Origin of the sequence: Frankia gtarii, from assembly GCF_025403375.1 — a bacterium.
Classification (GTDB): Bacteria; Actinomycetota; Actinomycetes; order Frankiales; family Frankiaceae; genus Frankia; species Frankia gtarii.
In genome coordinates this window covers 1-17,519 of sequence record NZ_JAMPTM010000135.1, presented here as the reverse complement: position 1 = coordinate 17,519, position 17,519 = coordinate 1, and the positions used below count along the sequence as shown (strand labels likewise).

Below are 17,519 nucleotides of genomic sequence, written 5' to 3'. Positions count from 1 at the left end.
TCAACGCGGCCACCGGCGAGTACGTCGACCTGATCGCCACCGGGATCATCGACCCGGCCAAGGTCACCCGTTCCGCGCTGCAGAACGCCGCGTCGATCGCCGGCCTGTTCCTCACCACCGAAGCCGTCATCGCCGACAAGCCGGAGAAGAACCCGGCCCCGGCCGTCCCCGGCGGCGGCGGCGAGATGGACTTCTAGTCCAGCTCCCCCGCATCACCCCCAGCGCGAGCGCTGGACCAGCACCACCGTCTCGACGAAGGCGGCTCCGACTCCGGGGCCGCCTTTCGCCGTTCTCCTCGCCGTCCCTCGCGTCCGCGCCCGACCGCCGGCCCCGGGGGCCGATCTTCCGCCAACGCGACCCACCGTCGCCCGCGATTGCGGTGTGGTCGGCACGGTTCGGGACCCCATACCGCGCGAACCGCACCGCGGTTCACCGGGTGCGGCGATACGTCAATGCGGCAATACCCCTTTATCGGGGTGATTAACGTTAGAGCCGTACATCACATTGAAAGGGCACTGCCCACCGCGCCGGCCATATCCAAGGCGAAGCAGACATTTCAGACTTGTCGCAACACCTCGAAGGCCGGAGGCAACCGTCCCCAGCCAGGGGCCCCCGGATTGCGCCGAAGGCCCTCACTGCTCCCCCAGGAAGATCGCCGAAGGCGATCTGACGGAAACCCCGAACGGCACCCCATGGCAGGGGCCCCCGGATTGCGCCGAAGGCGCCATCTGGGGAAAGCGGCCGCCTCCGCGGACGGGAGGTTCCGCGGAGGCGGGCACTTCGGCCTGGGAGCGGGCGCCGCTGGGACGGAGCGAACGCCGGGAGGCGCTCCCAAAGACGACCTTGCACCAAGAATGGTTCTCGGCCGTTGGTATCGGCGATCAAGCTACCACCGGCGCATTGAGGCCGACAAGGGTTCTATGTCACTTCTTTTCAACAATTCACCATGGGGGGAGGTTAGAGCTCGACTATTTGCGCGACACGGACAATTAACACAACCGGTCTTTCGACAGGGCCGCTGCGGCGGGGCACGATAGACACCGTGGTCCAGGCACCCGCGCAGTCCCGCTCCCACCGCCCGTCCGTCACCGTGCCCGCGCCTCCCGTAACGGTCGAGGATCTGGACGCCGGCGGGTACGCCGATGCCCGGCTGGAACTGCTGGACGGGCTGTGCGTCCTGCGCCCGTGGCCAACGCCACTGCGTGCCCGGGTGACCAGCCGGCTGACCCGGTTGTTGGCGCAGGCAGTCACTTCCGGCGCGCACGTACTTCCCGCCGGGGTCGGGGTGGAGTTGTCGGCGCGCTGCCTGCTCGTGCCGGACATCGTCGTGGCGCCGAGCGCGGAGGTGGTGGGCCGCCGGCTGCGGGAGACCCCCTACCTCGTCGTCGAGGTCGCGGACGCGAGCACCCGCCGTTACGACCGCACGCTGAAGCTCGACCTCTACCGGGAGCGCGGCGTGCCGGCATGCTGGCTGATCGATCCGGAGACGGCGACGTTGGAGGCGTTCGAGCTGGTGTCCGGCGCCTACGTGACCACCAGCGCGGCCGGCCCACACGGTGAGTTCAACGCGACCCGACCGTTCCCGGTGACCGTCCGGCCCGCCGAACTGATCGACCCGCCCGACGCCGAGTGAGCAGCCGCGGACTCGAGCCGGTACCGCCAGCCGCGAGCTAGTCTCGCCCGCCGGCGCCGTCGGTGTCGGCGATGTCGTCGGGATCTGCCAGGTTGCCCGGGTCTGCCGGGTTGTCCGGATCGGTCAGATCGACCGGATCGGTCAGATCGCTGCGATTCGCGGCGTCACGCGGGTCGGGGATGTCGTCGGCGTCGACGATCGTGTAGGCGTAGCCCTGCTCGGCCAGGAATCGTTGGCGGTGGGCCGCGTACTCCTGGTCGAGGGTGTCCCGGGCCACCACGGTGTAGAAGTGCGCCACCCGGCCGTCGGCCTTGGGCCGCAGCACCCGCCCGAGGCGCTGCGCCTCTTCCTGTCGGGAGCCGAAGGTGCCCGAGACCTGCACCGCCACTCCGGCCTCCGGCAGATCGATGGACACGTTCGCGACCTTCGAGACGACCAACGTGGTGATCTCGCCCGTGCGGAACGCCTCGAACAGCCGCTCGCGCTCCCGGTTGCGGGTCGAGCCCTGGATGACGGGAGCGCCCAACATCTCGCCGAGTTCGTCGAGCTGGTCGAGGTAGGCACCGATCACCAGCACCCGATCGTCGGAGTGCCGGCGGACGAGGCGCTCCACCACCGCCCGCTTGCTGCGAGCCGTGGCGCACATCCGGTAGCGCTCCTCCGGCTCGGCGACGGCGTAGGTCATCCGCTCCTCGTCGGTCAGCGTGACTCGCACTTCGGTGCACTCCGCGGCGGCGATCCAGCCCTGTGCCTCGATCTCGCGCCACGGCGCGTCGTACCGCTTCGGCCCGATGAGCGAGAAGACGTCGCCCTCCCGGCCGTCCTCGCGCACCAGGGTCGCAGTCAGGCCGAGCCGGCGACGGGACTGGATGTCGGCGGTCATCCGGAAGACCGGCGCGGGCAGCAGGTGCACCTCGTCGTAGACGATCAGGCCCCAGTCGCGGGCACCGAACAGGTCCAGGTGCAGGTACTCGCCCTTGCGGCGCGCCGTCATCACCTGGTAGGTCGCGATGGTGACCGGGCGGATCTCCTTACGCTCGCCGGAGTACTCGCCGATCTCGTCCTCGGTCAGCGAGGTGCGGCGCAGCAGCTCGTGCCGCCACTGGCGACCGGCGACCGTGTTTGTGACCAGGATCAGCGTGGTCGCGCCGGCCTGGGCCATCGCCGCGGCGCCGACTATGGTCTTCCCCGCGCCCGAGGGCAGCACGACGACCCCGGAGCCACCCTCCCAGAAGCCCGCGACCGCACCCTTCTGGTACTCGCGCAGCTCCCAACCGTCCTGGCGGAGCTCGATCGTGTGCCGCTCGCCGTCGACGTAGCCGGCCAGGTCCTCCGCGGGCCAGCCAAGCTTGAGCAGCGACTGCTTGAGGCGGCCGCGTTCGGACGGGTGCACGGCGATCGTGTCGTCGTCGATGCGCGTGCCCAGCATCGGCGCGACCTTCTTCGCCCGCGCGACCTCGACGAGCACGGCCCGGTCGAGCGCCCGCAGCACCAGGCCGTGGACCGGATCGTTCTCCAGCCGCAGCCGACCGTAGCGGTCCATGGTGTCGGCGACGTCGACGAGCAGCGCGTGCGGGACCGCGTAGCGGGAGTGGCGGACAAGCGCGTCCACCACCTGCTCGGCGTCGTGCCCGGCGGCGCGGGCGTTCCACAGGGCCAGCGGGGTGACCCGGTAGGTGTGCACGTGCTCCGGGGACCGCTCCAGCTCAGCGAACGGAGCGATGGCCGCTCGGGCCTCGGCCGCGCCGGGATGGTCGACCTCCAGGAGCAGGGTCTTGTCCGACTGAACGATCAACGGGCCGTCCGCCACCCTCACCATCCTCCCGGTCCGCCCTATGGCATCGATCCAGCCGGGAAGGTCCCGACGGGGCCGCCACCGTGCAGGCGACGTACGTCGACGGTACAGGCGCCCACCGACAGGTCGGCGCCCCCGTCCCACCGGCACACACGGCTCAGGCCGGATCGGCCGCGTCCGGGGTGGCCGCCGTCCAGTCAGCCGGCGCCGGAGCGCCACCGCCACCGAACATCTCGTCAATGTCGGCTACCCCGGTCACCCGGTGCAGGGCGAAGCGGCGCGGGCCGGCGCTGAGCTCGTCCCAGGCGGTCAGCCAGCCACCGTCCACCGCGGTCGGCCGCACGATCCGATCACTGGACGTGCCCTGCTGGTCGACGTACCCGAGCAGCACCCGACGCCGGTCCCGGACTGCGCCCTGCAACATCACGAGGATCAGCGGGGCGGACCGGGTGAGCCCGATCTCGGCGCCGGCGACGCCGCCGGCCGCCCGCATCGCCTGGGCGCTGTCGTCGCCGCGGCGGACCAGCCGCAGCACGTCGCGCGCCTGCGCGAGCCGCCCGTCAGCAGTATCCACGGGCGCCGGGCGCGGCCTGGCCGGAGTCCGATGGGTGGCCGGTCGACTGAGCACCACCCTGCCGTCGGGCGCCTCCGCGACCGGCGCATATCCAGCGGAGCGCAGGCCGGCCAGCACCTCGCCGGTCGGCAGCGAGGAGATGATGATGGTCGGCGCGATCCGGCGCAGCCCCAGCGCCTGCGTGCGGCGGCTCGCGACCACCTCGGCGAGCAGCGCGGTGTCGTCGCAACGCAGGTAGCTCGACGCGGAACCGGCGCGTAGCCGGCCGTGCCGGCGGGCGGTGTCGTCGATCAGGTAGGTCAGCCCCTGGGGGACGCCGGTGCGGCCCAGGCGTCCGAGCGAGGCGTGGATGTCCTCGGCGGTCAGCCCCGAGTCGAACCCGCGGCGCAGCGAGACCTCGGAGAAGCGGTAGACGGTCGCGGCCCCCGACGACTCGACGTCCGCCATCCGCGCGAGCTCCGCGGCCACCCGGGGAACCAGTGGGCCGGGGGCGACCGCGGTCAGGTCCGCCTGCAGCAGCAGCTCCTCGACCGGCTCGGGCAGCAGCGGTGTGAGGGCGTCGGCGAGCCGGGCGCACAGTGCCGCGTCCCCGCCGGCCGGTCGGATCGGCAGGCCGACGACTCGCGCCGGGTCGGCGTTCTCCTCGTCGAGCCGCGCGGCCAGCAGCCGCCCGACGGTGCTCGGTGCCCCCCGGCCGGTCAGGCCGAGCAGCTCCGCCTCGGCGACCGTGCCGTCGATCATCCCGGCCAGCAGCGTGCCCGCCCGCCGCGGGGCCCGCCAGGTCAGCAGGGCGCGCAGCGACTCGCCGCTCGGCGCCACCCCGGCCGGCGCCGCCGCCAGCGCGCGCAGCACCTGGGCTCGCAGGTCCGGCGCGGCGGAGCGGCGGACCTCCAGCGACATCGCGGCGATCTGGCGCCCCCGCTCGTCCCGATCGCCGACCAGCCACGCAGCGCTGGGCGACCGCAGCCAGCCCTCGACCAGCACCGCCCACCGCGCCGCCACCAGATCGATGCCCCAGCGGTCGTAGGCCGCGGTGGGCATGTACTGGATGTCGACGCCGGCGGTGGCGTCGACGAGCCCGGCGGCCGCCGCGAGCTCCACCACGAAGGCGGCGGTCCGCTCGTCGACGTCGAGCAGCTTCGCGGTCGTCCGCAGGTCGCGCACGCTCAGCCCGCCGGTGCGAAGCGGGGTCACGGGCGTCGCGCCCCACGCGTCGAGCAGGGTGGTGACCCAGCGCACGACGGTGTTCGCGGCGAGCGCGGCCGCGGCGTCGGCTGCCGAGGCGCCGACGGTGGCGCCCGTCGGCTCGGGCGGATACGGATGCAGCTGGCCGGCCGGTTCGTCGCCGCGTATCGCGAGGCCGACCTCCCGCGGCAGCTCGACGGTGTCGTCGTCGATCCCGACCAGCAGACCCCGGGCGAGCAGTTCCTCGACCGGGCTGCGGGCCGAGGCGACGGCGAGCAGCCGACCGGCTTCGGCGGTCGTGCCGAGCGCGGGCCCGGCCGCCAGCCGACGAAGCAGCTGGTGGGCCCGCTCGGAGCAGCCGTCGAGCTGGCCGCGGACCTGCGCCGGATCGGCGAACACCTCGGCGATGGCGACGGCGAGATCGGCACGGGCGATGAACCCGGTCCCGGACTCCGCCGAATCCGTCGTCGGCGGGATCAGGCCGAGTGCGCCCGCGATCCGGGCGAGCTGGGTGTGCCGGTAGGCCGACAGGCACTCCCGCAGCGGCCGACCGAGCCCGAGCGGCCGCGCCCCCACGAGGTCGACGACCATGCCGACCACTCGTAGCCCGTCATCGTCGCCCCAGAGCAGACCCAGCTCCCGCAGCCGGCGCACCACCCCAGCCACCTCGGCGTGCCCGCAGAACGCGCAGAGCTCGGCGAGCGGCACCGGGGAGGGCAGGATGGTCAGCGCCTCCAACACCTCGCACGCGTTGGTGTCGAGCCGCTCCATGGCACGCGCGACGCTTACCCGGATCTCCAGCCGGGCGGCCAGGACGTCAAAGTCCGGCGGCGGCGGTGTCGCGAGATCGGGTCGCAGCAGGAACAGCCGGGTGATCGCCTCGTCGGGCAGCGCGCGCAACCAGCCCACGAGCGTCATGGACTCGTCTGGCGCGGGATCGGCCGGCATCGACACCATCATGACGGTAGCTGGCCCGGCGCCGGACGCGGGCAGCGCCGCTGCCTACCCCGAACGCGCCGCGTCACCTGTCCGGACGCCGGGGTCACGATCTCGGCGGACGCCGTCCAGCTGGCGGACGGTCGCAGCCTTGGCGACCGGCAGGTCCGCGCGCCGCACGGAGGGGCCGCCGCCCGCCGCGAGGCTGAGCCGGGCCGTACCGACCTGGTCCAGCACCCAGCCGCAGCAGGTGTCCCAACGCAGCACGGCGATCGCCGGGTCGACACCACCTGGTGTGCGCAGAACGGCGAACGCCCAGTCCGGCGCGCCGGTCGAGGTACGGATGCCGCCGATGCGAAGACCGTCCGCCGCGACCGTGGCGACCAGCGGGCTGTCGAGAACGGCGGCGGTGATGGCGGCGGCCTCGGCCTCGGTGGCCGGCCGGCCGGGGCCGTCGGAGACCTCGGACACGGTGGCGCCGGCCCCTGTGAGACTCGGAGCCGTCCAGTCCCGCGGTGGCACCCCGTGACCGGCGTCGCCGGCCAGCGGGACCGCAGGGGCTACTGCGAGTCTCGGACGCACGTGGCCTCCTTGGATGCCTTGGCAGGCCGGGGCACGCGTTCGGTTGAACATCGGCGACCAGGACGCCCGACGGTGGCGGGCGCTCGCGAGACGAGGTCGACGGAATGCGACAGACCTACCAATACCGATTGGACACGCCGAGGGCTGCCGGGCGCAAGGGGATTCGGCAAACTGGTACGCATCAATTTCGGCCGGGTCCGCTTCCTGCGCCTGAGCGGCCAGAAGGCCACTCGCCCCCGAGTTCCCAGGTTACCCGTACATTGATTTGATCACACGCAAGGGCGACCAAAAGGCGACAAGTAAGACAACGGCGACAACAATCGGTCTCCGCCCGATAAACCGCCAACTAGGTCACCGCGTGCGACGACATTCCCACGCAGACCACCAAAGCGGCTACCCGTGCCGTCCGGCGGGCCACCACGGCGCAGCCATCGGACGGATCACCCGGCGGGCCCGCGGCCGCCCCACGCCCACGGGTCCTCAGCGCAGCCCGTCGACCCGATCCACCAGGAACGCCAGGTGGTTCGTACGGCCCCAGTCCGCGAGCCGCGAGATCGTCCCGGCATCCCCGGGCAACGCCAGCGTCCGGCCGAGCGACATCCCGCCGACCAGTACCGCCAGCACGAGCGCGGCCTGCAGTAAGCGGAGCAGGCCGGACCGGCCGCCACGCCGGCGTCCACCCGGGCGCGCGGCAAGCCCAGGAGCAGGACCACCCGCACGGGCGCGACCCCCGTAGCGTTCACGCTCCCGGCCGTCCGAGTCGTGCGGGCGCGGTGCCGACCGCCCCTGCTCGGACGGACCGTAAATTCGGCCATCGGGACGGTCGTCCCGGTGGATCGCGGTGCCGACAACGGGTTCGCCGGCCTGCGGGGAACCCCCGCCGAACCGGGCCCGCTCATCATCCGGGAAACGGCGGCCCGGTCGGGCGCGCCCGCCGCCCCCGGGCGACCGCGCTCCATCCCGGGCGGCCCCGGGCGGCTCCCGGCCCTCGCCCTCTCGGATGGCAGGTTGGCGGCCGGTGAAACTGGCCCCGTCCTGGGCGGAGCCGCCGTCCAGGCCCCGGCCGCGGGTGCTGGCCGCGTCCGGCTCGTCGGGCGGCAGCGCCCGTTGAATGCCGGTGAAGCTGACCCGGTCCAGCAGGCCGGGCGCGGCAGGCCGATCGTCAGGCGGGCCGGCCGCGGGAAAACCATGACGACCCGGCGGATCCGCGCCAGGAAAACCGCGCCACCCCGGTGGGGCGTCGGCACGAAAGCCGGTCGAGGGCCGATCAGGTTCGCCGGAATACTCCGCATAGTTCGGCGATGGGCGAAATCCGGCGCGGTCCGATCGGTCAAGCCTGCCGTTCGAATCGACTGGCGGATCGCCGCCGCGGGCGCGATCGGGGGGATCGGGCCGCCTCGGGGCCGGCGGACGTACGTCCGCGGGATCGGCCATCACCACCTCGGCGCCACCGGCCGTGGGATTACCGAAAGCTACAGCGCGGAACGTCTGACTCGTCCGGCCTGTCAACGCTTCCCCGGGCACCGGGGGGACGGCCGGACGCGCCGGCAGGGTCCCGAACGCGACGATCCGGCCGCCGCCGGGCTGGGAGCGCCCGTCTGGATCACCGTCCGGCGCCGACTCCGGAGCCCGCCGGGCGGCGTCCGACGGATGGCCCCGCGATCCATCACGGTTCCGGCCCTCAACGACCACCGCCCGCACCTTCCCGCCTCTGCGTCTCGCCACCGCGATATCCACCGACCGGCAAGAAGAACTCCGCCAATCGTCACAGGGTGCGCCTAATAGGGACAACCCTGACATCGATCAGGGTCACATGCGGTGATTCACCCCAGAGTAGCTCCGGCGTCAGCGCGCCCGGCGACCAGCTCGCCGGCTGTGACCGGCCCCGATCCGTCCACCGCGAGCACCGGGTATGGCTGGCTCGTTCGGGCGGGGGCGGGCACACCGCGGCAGTCGGAAAATTCAGGAGACGGCGTCGGTCGAGAGGCCGCGGGCCGGGCCCGTCCGCCCTATGACTTCTTGACCCGGCAAACCCGTTCCAGGACCAGCCCGCCGACGAGAAGCACGACCGCGGCGGCCAGGCCGAGCCCCGCGGTGATCGCGTCGCCGCCCGCGGTCGGGAACTCGTCCGTTCGCGGCGCGGTGTACCCGAGCACGCCCGCCCAGGCACCCGCGAGCGCCGCCCCCACGACCGAGCTTGCCTTCGCGAGCGCCGCCAACCGGGCGACGGTGAGCGGCAGGATCGGCCGAGTGCCCGGCCGCCCCTCCAACCGGCGCCGGGTCTGGGCGGCGACCTGAAGCTCGATGACCCCGATCACGACCACCGACAGCGACGCGGTGCGGGGCAGCGTCGGAATGGACCGGTAGGCCCACCACAGCAACAGGTAGCCGAGGATCCCGAACAGGACCGCAGCCAGGACGAGGTCACGCGGCCGGGTGGGTTTCACGCCGACGCCCCGCCTTCGCCGGTCTCCCCGGCCGGGGCGCAGTCACCCAGCCGCCCGGCGATCCGCCGCAGGCCGACGAGCTCCCCGGCGTCCGTCATCCGGGCGACCAGGTCGGCGACCCGGCCATGACCCGGCAGGGTCGCCTCCGGGTCGACATCCAGCCAGGGCACACAGACGAAGGCCCGCAGGTGCGCCCGCGGGTGGGGGATGAGGATCTCCGGGTCGTCGCTGCGCAGTGCGCCGACGGCGATGACATCCACGTCGAGCGTGCGCGGCCCCCACCGCACGGTGCGCGTCCGCCGCGCCCGCTCCTCCACGGCGCGCGCGGCGGCCAGCAGCTCCCGTGCCGACGCCGGCGCCGCCAGCACGATTGCGTTGAGGTAGTCGTCCTGCTGGGGACCGCCCACGGGGGCGGTCTCGTACACCGGTGAGCACGCCGTGACGCCGAGGAGATCGTCGAGCTGGCGCACGGCGGCCTGCAGCAGCGCCCAGCGGTCGCCGAGGTTGGAGCCGAGCGCCAGCACCGCGTGGGCGGCCCCGGTCATCCGGTCACCGGCCATCGGACGCGGGAGGCACGGGGGGCGCCGGGTCGGTGGACCGGTCCCGGGTGACGGTGACGGCGACGTCCCCGAAGGGGAGCGGGATCGGCGCGGCCGGCTTGTGCACGGTCACCTCGGCGCGCATGACCCGATCCGCGCGCAGGCAGGCGGTGACGAGACGATGCGCCAGGGTCTCGATCAGATCCATCGGGGGACCGCCGACGATGCCTGCGAGCGCCTCGGCGAGCTCGCCGTAGTGAACGGTGCGTGTGACGTCGTCGTCGCGTGCCGCCTCGGACACGTCCAGCCAGATGACGGCGTCGACGACGAATTCCTGGCCGAGTTCCCGTTCGGCCGCCAGCACCCCGTGACGACCGCGGACCCGCAGACCGGTCAGGGTGATCCGGTCCAGCGGCACGTCGCCGAGCCCGGACCCGCCCAATCCGCTCGGTGACGGGCTGGTTGACACCGACCCGCCCGTCACCGGGCTGACCACGGCACCTCCTGCTCTCCCGCGCAGCCGGGCGCGGCCGTGGGACGGTCCCGGCGACCGGGCCCCGACTCGAAGCTGCCGCCGTTCCTGCCTTTGCCCCTGACCGGGCCGGCCCCGGTCCGCGGCGCCGCACCGAGGCGCGGCCAATGCCCGGTCGCACCGCCGGTCCCGGGCACCACCACCGGCAGGCTCGTGGTGGGCACCACGTCCGCGGCGCCGCCGTGGCGCCACGCCCGCACGACGCGCACCGCGTCGGCCGCCGGCCGCACCGCATGCACGCGCACGGCCCACACCCCGGCGGCGGCCAGCAGCGCGGTGGTCGCCTGCGTGGCGTCGTCGCGCTCGTCGCTGGGCCGCGGTCGGGCACTCCCGGCGGCCAGGACCGAGCCGAGGAAGGACTTGCGCGACGTGCCCACGAGCAGCGGCCGGCCGAGAGCGGCGAGTGCGTCGATGTTGTTGAGCAGCGCCCAGTTGTGCGCCGCCGTCTTGGCGAAGCCGATCCCGGGGTCGAGGATCACCCGGTCCGCCGAGACTCCGGCGGCGACGACCGTCTCCAGCCGCGCTTCGAGCTCGGCGGTGACCTCCGAGACGACGTCCCCGTAGACGGCCCGCCTGGACATGTCCACGCTGGGCCCGCGGGCGTGCATGAGCACGTAGTGGACGCCGCGATCGGCGACCAGCGCGAGCAGGTCCGGGTCGCAGCCACCGGAGACGTCGTTGACCAGCACCGCCCCCGCGTCGACGGCGGCGGCCGCCACCGAGACCCGGCTGGTGTCGACGCTGACCCGCACCCCGGCCGCGGCGAGCTCGGCCACGACCGGCAGCACCCGACGCATCTCCTCCGAGGCGACGACCCGGGACGCGCCCGGGCGGGTCGACTCGCCGCCGACGTCGATGAGATCGGCACCCTCGTCCACCATCCGCAGCCCGGCTCGCACCGCGTCCACCGGGTCGAGGAACGTGCCGCCGTCCGAGAACGAGTCGGGCGTGACGTTGACGACACCCATCACCTTCGTGAGGTCACCCGGCTCGAGGAGATCATCGACCGTCGCGCTCACGCCGCACCCGCTCCGGCCGGCCCGCCGCCCCGCGAGACCGGGGCGGCCCGCGGCGCCGACAACGGCGCCCGGCGGTAGGAATACCGGTAGACCGGCCGGAAACCGAGATCAGCGTACAGACCCCTGGCCACGGTGCTGACCTCCTCAACCTGGAGATATGCGTGTGTGGCGCCGCGTGCCCCCGCCCATTGCGCGAGCGCGGCGACAACCCACCGGGCCGCGCCTCGGCCGCGGGCCGCCGGCAGCGTCGCCATGCTGTAAATGCCCAGCCAGCGATCGTCCGTGACACCACGGCCCACCGCCGCCGGCACACCGTCGACGGTCAGCGTCACATAGACGGTAGGCAGGCGCAGCACCGAGAGCACGGCGAGGGTGCCGGCCCGTTGCACGCCGAAGGTGGTGAGCACCTGCCCGGCAACCCGCAGCCACTCGTCCCCCGGCACGTCGGCCGTGGCCACCCCGACCGACGCCGACACCGACCTCGATGGTGAGGGCGGCACTGACACCAGCGCCCCGAGCGGCGCCACGCAGACGTCGGTGGGTCCGGTGTCGTCGTAGCCGGCGGCGTCGAGCGCGGCGCCGAGCTGCTCCGACCGGGCGACGGGGGTCAGCTGAAAGGTCGGCGGCAGGCCCTCGGCGGTGTAGAAGTCGCTGACCGCGGCGAGTGCGACCCGCACATCGGGGACGCTGCCGTGGGCCCACACCGAATTCCCGCGGCGGGACGCCCCGGCGGAGGCCCGCAGGGTCCAACCGCCGATCTCGATCTGCCGCAGCGGCGGCCAGGCCCGGTTGGCCACGGCCTCGAGCTCGCGGGCCAGGGACGCATCGTCGGGGGGCAGGTCGGCCCGCAGGCCGACCAACGAGTCCGGCGGGCTGGGCGCCGCCTGGTCACCACGCATGGCGCACCCCGGTCGACCGGGCAGGTCCGCGCCCACGGCGCGACCTGCGGGAGTGGGAGTACTGCTGGGCCGCATCCGCCATCGTGCCGAGGCTACCGACCCGATGGCGTCGATGGTCGGCGACACCGGTCGAACCGGCACCACTGCCGTACCCGGCCCAGCAGCGGCAACCATGACCGAATGTCATAATTTCGCCACCATTGCCGCCTCGTTCCCATTCTGGCGCAGACCGACGGTCGGTTGCCATCGACGGCCGATCCGGCTCCACCACGCAAGGCCGGCGGATTCCGACGGCACCTGCACAATCCTTCTCCGTTCGGTCCGGTCAGGACGTGAATTCCTTCTCCCGCGGCCGTCGAAACCGGTCTCGACCCAGCCCCACCAAACGATCGAGAACAGCCGGCAATAACAAGATCAGTTGTGGAAACCTTGAAGAAACACCACGTAGAGCCACGGTGGAAGCCACATTGCGACGGCGCGATTGTCACCATCCGACGCGGCCACCCTTCTAGGATCGAGAAGAGGAACCGGTAGAACCCGGTCAACACGACCGGATTGACCGGCCGGTGGCAGCGTCGCCGCCAGGCGTTAGCCGGAGCCGCCGGCCATCGACCATCGGAACAGACCGGACCGCCGCCGGAGCCGCCGGCGGTCACGGAACCGCTAGGTCGCGTGGTCTTACCGTGCGCTTCCGACGGGTCGCCCCTCGCAGCGGGCCTCGCCTCTCGCTACCTTGTCGGCACGGTCGCTGACCGTGGTGTTATCGGAAGGAAGGACGCGCGGCATGCCGCAGTCGAGCGGATCTTCACCGGGTCGTGGCTCCGATCACGGATCCACGGGCCCGACCGGTCGATCCGGCCCTCCCCCAGTCCGGCGAGCGACGAGCGAGGCGATCAGCATCCCGCCGGCCCGCACCCCGCCGGATGATCACCCTGAGGACTACCAGCCGGAGCCGCCCCCGCCGCCAGTCGACCGGTGCGACCTCGGCCCCATCAGCGCCCCGTCCGCCCAGCAGCTCTGGGCCACGGACGACCTCGCGGACCTGGCCCGCTCCTCGGCACTGTTCGCGCAGGAGCCGCTCGGGCCCGAGGGCCCGATCAGGTCCGGGTGGTCGCCGGACGGCTCGTACCCGTCGTGCGCGGTGCCCTCGACGCACCCCGCCGCCCTGACGTTGACGATGTTCGGCGGCCCCCCGGCGTTCGCGCCGCCCAGACACGGCCTCGCACCCCCCGACGCGGCGGGCCCCGCCGCGCAGCCCACGACACCAGGCGGCTCCGACCGGCGCCAGTTCCACCGGTACGCCGGAGCGGCGATGATGACCGCGATCCTCGCCGAGGGCCAGATCATGGAGGTCTCCGACGTCCTCGCGGCCAGCCCCAGCCAGCTCGCGCTGGAGCGGGCCGACGACATGCTCGGCGACCTTCTCGACGCGCACGAGGCGACCCCGCCCGCGCACATCTTCGCTCAGACCGCCCGACTGCGCCGGGGGCTGGAACGGCTCGGCCGCCGCTCGATGCCGGCCGGCGACGCCCGTCGCCGCGACATGCTCACCGGGCGGGTCGCGGTCCTCGGCGCCGACGCGGCCTTCAAACTCGGTGACATCGAGACCGCCAGGTCGCTGACCGCCCTCGGCTTCCAGGCCGGGAGGCTCGCCGGCGAGGGACCGCTGCTGGGCTCCGCCCGGGAGGTCGCCGCGGTCAACGAGTTCTACGCCGGCCGCCCCGACGAGGCTCTCCGCCTCGCCCGCGACGGACTGACCCATGTCGGCGACGGACCGGTGCGCGCCCGGCTCATCTGCCAGGTGGCCCGCGCCCTGGCCGCCCTCGGCGACGTGCGCGGCGCCGCCCAGGCGTTGGATCAGGCCTATGACCTGGCGGATCTGATCCCCCCGGATCAGTGGGGGCGGCCGGGGCCGAGCTTCGAGAACTTCAACCCGGTCGAGGTCTCCTACAACGCCACCACCGCGCTGTGCCTGCTTGGCCGGCCGCAGGCGGCGCAGGAGCACGCCGAGCTCGCGCTGCCGAAGCTCGACGCGATGAACGCCCCCGGCTTCCGCTCGGTGATCCGGCTGGACCTCGCCCTCGCCCTCGCCCGCCAGGGCCGCCTGGAGCTCGAACGGGTCTGCGACCTGGCCACCGAGGCCATCCAGATCTCCTGGGGACGCACGGTCGCCTCCGTCTCCGGGCGCGCCGACCAGCTGCTGGCCGCGACCCGCCCGCACAGCGAGGTGCGCGAGGTTCGGGAGCTCGCCCTGCTCGTCCGGGAATGGCAACGCTCCGCCGCTGGCCAACGCCCCGGCCCGGGCGCGGTCACCGCGCCGGGGCTGGCCGTCTGAGCTGGACCGTCCTTCGATCGGGAGGACCACTGCGATGGGCGATGACAGTCCTGCTCGCCAGGATTCCCCCGGCCCGCCGGGCCGCCCCGATCCGCCGGGTCGGGTCCGTCTGACGGCGGCGGCCACCCGTCGCGCCGTCGCCGAGATCGCCGCCCGCGCCGACCTCGACGACGCGGGTGCGGTCCTGGTCAAACGGACGGTCAACGCCGTCTACCGATTACCCCGCGCGGGCGCGATCGTGCGCATCACCGGCTCCGCCGCGATGACGCACCGGGTGGCCAAGGTCGTCCGGGTAGCCGGCTGGCTGGCCGATCGACGCGCCCCCGCCGTCCGCCTCATGCCCGGCGTGCCCGCTCCGATCGCGGCTGGTGGCTTCGTCGCGACCATCTGGGTCGACGCGACGCCCACCGGGACATCACCCGCCGGCCCGGCCCCACGCACCGGGGACCTCGCCGTCCTGCTGCACGCCCTGCACGCCCTCGACCCGCCGAGGCCCCCGCTGCCCCGCTGGGACCCCCTCGACGACGTCCGGCGGCGATTATCCGACGCGCAGGCGTTACCCGACGCCGACCGCCGATTCCTGGAACGGATGACCGATCACCTCGCCGCGGCGCTCGGTACCATCCGCTACGCACTGCCGACCGTCGTCGTTCACGGCGACGCCCACCTGGGCAACCTGATCCGGGCGGCGGACGGTCGAATACTGATGTGCGACTTCGACGCCACGAGCGTCGGCCCGGCCGAATGGGACCTCGTCCCCGTCGCGGTCGGACGGGCGCGATTCGGCCATGACCCGCAGGCCCATCGTGACCTGGCCCGTGAATACGGCTTCGATGTCACCGCGTGGGAGGGCTTCACCGTCCTGCGGGCCGTGCGCGAGCTGAAACTGGTCACCAGCGTCCTGCCGGTGCTGGCCAGCAATGCGAGCGTCGCCGCTCAGTTCCGGACCCGGATCGACAGTCTGCGCCACCGCGACGGCGACGCGCGCTGGTCGCCGTACCGGTGAGCCCGCTCACCCGGCTGCGGATCACCCGGCTGCGGATCACCCGGCTGCGAGTCGGCCGGCTGCGAGTCGGCCGGCTGCGAGTCGGCCGGTTCCGCGGCTCCGGCGGCGACCTCACCCGACTGCCAGGGCCGCAGCAGGGCCGCCATCCCCAGTGCCCAGCCGACACCGAGCAGGTAGCCGCCGAGGACGTCGGACAGGAAGTGCACCCCGAGCCCGAGCCGGGCGAAACCAGTCACCGCGACGACCACCCCCGACCCGACCCACCAGGGCCATCGCGCCCGACGACCGGTGACGGCCCGGACCGCGACGAGGCAGACGACCGCGGCAACCATCGCGCCGAGCGCATGTCCGGAGGGGAAACTGAGCCCGGCGGCGTGCGCCACCGGATTGGTGAACGACGGCCGGGCCCGCCCGATCAACTCCTTGAACCCCGTGACCAGCAGCCCCCCGCCACTGACCGTCACCAGGGTGAACAGTGCCAGTCGGCGGGTGGCGGCCAGGTCGGCTCGACCGACGCCCCCGCGGCGGGAACGCCACCACAGCGCGGCGGCACCGACCACCGCGATCGCTCGGAAGACCGTCGGGTGGAATACCGCGCTCACCCCCTGCAGCGCGGTCACCAGCCATCCCGTGGTGGCCGCCAGCCGGCCCAGCGCCGCCGCGACGTCGGCGTCGTCGTCCAGCAGCGGCGACCAGGCGGCGTCGACCATGACCGCGAGCACCACAAACCCCAGGACCGCGGCCTGCGCGCCCCGGCGAAGTCCGCGGGTACCCGATGGCATCGTCGCGTCCCTGCCCACTTCGCTTGGTTTATCCCAGCCTGCGTCCGGCCGCGGAACCGCGCGGGCCAGATGTTCGTCAAGCGACACGGGCGGGCCACAGCATTTCGGGTAGCCGGCCCGTGCGGCCCACCCCAACGCATGTCATTCTGGTCCAACCTGCCGGACCGGTCCGGCAGACCACGTCCTGCAACGGAAGGTCCGGTTCCGCCCGCAGCGGGCCGGCGGGCCGTCCCCCTCGCACGGGCGTCAGACAGCCCCGGCCGCCTGGCTCGGCTCGCCCGATCGGAGGGGAGACCCTTGGACATCGCGGAGGGAAAGCCCGGATCGGAAGATCCAGCCCGGGGCCCCGGTGCCCGGGGAGCCCGTCCGTGAACGGCGACGGGCGGGAGCTCGGTGCCATCCGGGTCGGCGATGTGACGGACACCGAGCGGGTCGTCGACGAGACCTGGCGGGCACCGTCGCCCGGCCACGGCTCGACCGGAGGCCAGCCCGGTGCCGGCTGGCCCGCGGCGGGTTCCGCCGGCCCCGGCCCCGCCGTCGGTCAGGGCTGGATGGTCGACGCTGCCCCACGAGGCCACACGAACGCTCCGCGGGTCGAACGGGTCGAACGGGTCGAACGGGTCGACCATGCGGCGCCACCGGTCGCCTCCGACACCTGGCCGTCGATCCGACAGTCCGATCCCGGCCCGGTCCCAGATCCCGTCGTCGAGCCCGGCTGGACCAGCGGCAACGGCCGGATGCTCCCGATCGCGAGCCGCACGTTCGACCCGCTGCTCGATCAGTTCCCGCCGACCCCGGGCAGGGCGTTCGGTCAGCCGTGCCCGCCCGCCTCCCCGGCGGAGACCCGCGCCTGGCAGGCGAACCCGCTCCCGTCCAGCCCCTCGGCGGTCGCGCCCCGGCAGCAACCGCCGCCCGGCTCCCCGTCACCCCGGACCCCTCAGACACAGCAGCCGGGCCCGCTGGCACGGCCGCACGATGCCGCGCGGCAGCGGCCAGAGGACCCGCGGTGGGCGGCTGCGGCGGCCCCGGCCGATCCTCGGTCGACCATGCCGCCACCCCTGGCCGGCGCCGCCTACGGCGAGCGCTTCGACGAGTACCGCCCCTCGACCGCGTACCCGGCCCTGCCGCCGTCCGGCAGCGCGGCGACCGGCGAGATCGCTCTCGGTGGACCGCTCACCGGACCGTCGCCGACTCCTGCCCCGAACGGGCATGTCCCTTCCTGGCTGCGCGAACCCACCGTGTCACCGGCCCGCCG

General features: G+C 73.6%; 14 protein-coding genes and 1 pseudogene. 5 read left to right on the top strand and 10 right to left on the bottom strand.

From position 1 onward, the window contains the following. Together NBZ83_RS18965 and NBZ83_RS18960 are read left to right on the top strand one after the other, a co-directional pair. Positions 1–197: TCP-1/cpn60 chaperonin family protein (locus NBZ83_RS18965; RefSeq protein WP_308203809.1), on the top strand; the 197-nt coding region annotated here is incomplete at its 5' end. An 836-nt stretch (positions 198–1,033) separates the two neighbouring features. Beyond that, positions 1,034–1,633, top strand: a complete 600-nt coding sequence (locus NBZ83_RS18960) for a Uma2 family endonuclease (protein ID WP_438803320.1) — start codon at positions 1,034–1,036, stop codon at positions 1,631–1,633. Between the two features lie 37 nt (positions 1,634–1,670). On the opposite strand, the gene NBZ83_RS18955 is transcribed toward NBZ83_RS18960, so the two are convergent. The 9 genes from NBZ83_RS18955 to NBZ83_RS18915 all read right to left on the bottom strand — a co-directional run bounded on the left by NBZ83_RS18955 (position 1,671) and on the right by NBZ83_RS18915 (position 12,141). Next, a complete protein-coding gene (locus NBZ83_RS18955) occupies positions 1,671–3,443 on the bottom strand; it encodes a DNA repair helicase XPB (RefSeq protein ID WP_261569882.1) in 1,773 nt (590 codons plus the stop codon). A 142-nt stretch (positions 3,444–3,585) separates the two neighbouring features. Beyond that, positions 3,586–6,147 (bottom strand): helicase-associated domain-containing protein, encoded by a 2,562-nt coding sequence (locus tag NBZ83_RS18950; protein WP_261575525.1) that lies wholly within the window; start codon positions 6,145–6,147, stop codon positions 3,586–3,588. Between the two features lie 42 nt (positions 6,148–6,189). After that, entirely contained in the window at positions 6,190–6,705 is a 516-nt protein-coding gene (locus NBZ83_RS18945) for a hypothetical protein (RefSeq protein WP_261569881.1), read from the bottom strand. Between the two features lie 480 nt (positions 6,706–7,185). Continuing rightward, positions 7,186–7,329 (bottom strand): hypothetical protein, encoded by a 144-nt coding sequence (locus tag NBZ83_RS18940; protein ID WP_261575524.1) that lies wholly within the window; start codon positions 7,327–7,329, stop codon positions 7,186–7,188. A 1,385-nt stretch (positions 7,330–8,714) separates the two neighbouring features. Continuing rightward, entirely contained in the window at positions 8,715–9,152 is a 438-nt protein-coding gene (locus NBZ83_RS18935; protein ID WP_261569879.1) for a DUF3180 domain-containing protein, read from the bottom strand. Then, on the bottom strand, positions 9,149–9,712 hold the full coding sequence (folK, locus tag NBZ83_RS18930; protein WP_261575523.1) for a 2-amino-4-hydroxy-6-hydroxymethyldihydropteridine diphosphokinase: 564 nt from the start codon (positions 9,710–9,712) through the stop codon (positions 9,149–9,151). Before folK ends, NBZ83_RS18935 begins: the two co-directional genes overlap by 4 nt. Further along, the gene (folB, locus tag NBZ83_RS18925) at positions 9,702–10,160 is read right to left on the bottom strand and encodes a dihydroneopterin aldolase (protein ID WP_261575522.1); all 459 of its coding nucleotides are present in this window, start codon (positions 10,158–10,160) and stop codon (positions 9,702–9,704) included. The genes folK and folB overlap by 11 nt, the downstream gene beginning before the upstream one ends. Before the next feature lie 11 nt (positions 10,161–10,171). Further along, complete coding sequence (folP, locus tag NBZ83_RS18920; protein ID WP_261569877.1) at positions 10,172–11,242, bottom strand: dihydropteroate synthase; 1,071 nt, start codon at positions 11,240–11,242, stop codon at positions 10,172–10,174. Continuing rightward, positions 11,239–12,141, bottom strand: coding sequence for a GNAT family N-acetyltransferase (locus NBZ83_RS18915; RefSeq protein ID WP_261575521.1), 903 nt, complete (start codon positions 12,139–12,141; stop codon positions 11,239–11,241). The genes folP and NBZ83_RS18915 overlap by 4 nt, the downstream gene beginning before the upstream one ends. Positions 12,142–12,925: 784 nt before the next feature. Between NBZ83_RS18915 and NBZ83_RS18910 the strand changes: the two genes are divergently transcribed. Together NBZ83_RS18910 and NBZ83_RS18905 are read left to right on the top strand one after the other, a co-directional pair. Next, the gene (locus NBZ83_RS18910) at positions 12,926–14,476 is read left to right on the top strand and encodes an NsdA family TPR-like regulatory protein (RefSeq protein WP_261569875.1); all 1,551 of its coding nucleotides are present in this window, start codon (positions 12,926–12,928) and stop codon (positions 14,474–14,476) included. 34 nt (positions 14,477–14,510) lie between these two features. Next, a complete protein-coding gene (locus NBZ83_RS18905; RefSeq protein WP_261569874.1) occupies positions 14,511–15,482 on the top strand; it encodes a phosphotransferase in 972 nt (323 codons plus the stop codon). Here NBZ83_RS18905 and NBZ83_RS18900 read toward each other — a convergent pair. After that, entirely contained in the window at positions 15,413–16,264 is an 852-nt protein-coding gene (locus NBZ83_RS18900; protein ID WP_261575520.1) for a phosphatase PAP2 family protein, read from the bottom strand. The genes NBZ83_RS18905 and NBZ83_RS18900 overlap by 70 nt on opposite strands. 368 nt (positions 16,265–16,632) lie before the next feature. Here NBZ83_RS18900 and NBZ83_RS18895 point away from each other — a divergent pair. Further along, positions 16,633–17,519, top strand: a pseudogene (locus tag NBZ83_RS18895) (AAA family ATPase); the annotation flags it as partial.

Coding starts and splice junctions, on each gene's coding strand:
- NBZ83_RS18905 (WP_261569874.1), top strand. CDS start 14,511: ATGGGCGATGACAGTCCTGCTCGCCAGGATTCCCCCGGCCCGCCGGGC.
- NBZ83_RS18950 (WP_261575525.1), bottom strand. CDS start 6,147: ATGATGGTGTCGATGCCGGCCGATCCCGCGCCAGACGAGTCCATGACG.
- folK (WP_261575523.1), bottom strand. CDS start 9,712: ATGGCCGGTGACCGGATGACCGGGGCCGCCCACGCGGTGCTGGCGCTC.
- NBZ83_RS18915 (WP_261575521.1), bottom strand. CDS start 12,141: ATGCGTGGTGACCAGGCGGCGCCCAGCCCGCCGGACTCGTTGGTCGGC.
- NBZ83_RS18910 (WP_261569875.1), top strand. CDS start 12,926: ATGCCGCAGTCGAGCGGATCTTCACCGGGTCGTGGCTCCGATCACGGA.
- NBZ83_RS18900 (WP_261575520.1), bottom strand. CDS start 16,264: ATGCCATCGGGTACCCGCGGACTTCGCCGGGGCGCGCAGGCCGCGGTC.